The organism is Aminobacter sp. P4_D5 (assembly GCF_056401815.1).
The window spans coordinates 1-1,046 of record NZ_JBFUIP010000427.1; the positions used below are offsets into that span (position 1 = coordinate 1).

The window sequence follows — 1,046 nt, forward strand, 5'->3', positions numbered from 1 at the left end:
ATCCGGAGCGCGTGCTGTTCGATCGGCGAGAGGATCTGCCAGAGCACGGAGAGGCGGTAGTCCTCCTGCAGCGCGGCGCGATCGTAGCCGCTGACGCCACGGGCCAGCAGTTCCGCGTGGTAGGCGTCCAGCAGTTGGCTTTCGCGCCCGCGCCGCATGTCGGGATACCAGTGGACCGCCATCATGTAGGCCAGGTCGGTCGTCGCCGTGTTGGCCGACCAGCAATCCCAGTCGAAGAGCATCGCCTGGCCGGCGCTCTCGCCTTTCGACAGGAAGCAGTTCCAGACATGCGCGTCGCCCTGGATGACCGTCATGTGCCGATGGCCATGGTAGCGCGCGACCAGCCGCGGCGCGGCCTCGAACAGCCGGGCGTAGAGCTCCCGCCGGCCGGTGGAGAGCCCGTCGCCTGCCTGCTCGGCGAAGCCTGCATATTTCTCCGCCATGCCCTGGAGCCAGCCGTCCATGTCGGCCTCGCTCGCCCAGGCCCCCACATCGATGCCGAGGCGCGGATGGTCCCACCATGCGGCATGGAAGCGCGCCCGCGCGCGGATGATCGCCTCCGCATCCCCGAACTCGGGCGGCAAAGGCCAGGGCGTGGCGATGCGGTGGGTGTCGGTCAGGTCCTCCAGCAGGAGGTGCCAGGCGCCGGTCTCCGCATCCAGATGCGAGGCGAGGCAGCGCGGAACGAGGCCCGCCGGCGTCGCGGAGCCGACCTGCGCATAGAAGGCGACCTCGTGACGTCCCCCCATCCAGGGGCCGCCCGCGCGTTCGAGCAGCCCGGCCTTCAGGATCATCGTCTCGGGCAGCCCGGCCGCCTCGCCCTCGTAGCTCAGGCCCAGCCGGAAGATGTGGGACAGTAGCGTCGGGAAGGCCCGGAGGACCGTGACCTCGCGGACCCTTCCGTCGCCCAGCAGCCCGGAGCGGCGGAACGCCTGCGTGAGGGAGTCGGCGTCGGTCCCCTTGGGGAGGGCTTCTGTCGTCATGTGCGGCCGCTTTGCGAAGGCGACGCGCATCTAACCCGATCCGTTATGCCTTCACAACGGATC

General features: G+C 69.8%; 1 protein-coding gene. It reads right to left on the reverse strand.

Translation table 11 applies throughout. From position 1 onward, the window contains the following. Positions 1–1,013, reverse strand: a 1,013-nt coding sequence (locus tag AC1DWF_RS32485) for a phosphotransferase family protein (protein ID WP_476842635.1), incomplete at its 3' end; no start/stop codon positions are given. Between the last annotated feature and the right edge of the window lie 33 nt (positions 1,014–1,046).